This window comes from Duganella hordei, from assembly GCF_040369125.1.
GTDB classification, from domain to species: domain Bacteria; phylum Pseudomonadota; class Gammaproteobacteria; order Burkholderiales; family Burkholderiaceae_D; genus Rugamonas; species Rugamonas hordei.
In genome coordinates this window covers 1-216 of sequence record NZ_BPWI01000072.1, presented here as the reverse complement: position 1 = coordinate 216, position 216 = coordinate 1, and the positions used below count along the sequence as shown (strand labels likewise).

Below are 216 nucleotides of genomic sequence, written 5' to 3'. Positions count from 1 at the left end.
GAATTGACGGGGACCCGCACAAGCGGTGGATGATGTGGATTAATTCGATGCAACGCGAAAAACCTTACCTACCCTTGACATGGCTGGAATCGCTGAGAGATTGGCGAGTGCCCGAAAGGGAACCAGTACACAGGTGCTGCATGGCTGTCGTCAGCTCGTGTCGTGAGATGTTGGGTTAAGTCCCGCAACGAGCGCAACCCTTGTCATTAGTTGCTA

1 rRNA gene is annotated in these 216 nt (G+C 53.2%); it reads left to right on the top strand.

Features of this window, described 5'->3' with window-relative positions:
• Positions 1-216: ribosomal RNA gene (locus tag ABWW33_RS33085) — 16S ribosomal RNA — on the top strand; the annotation flags it as partial.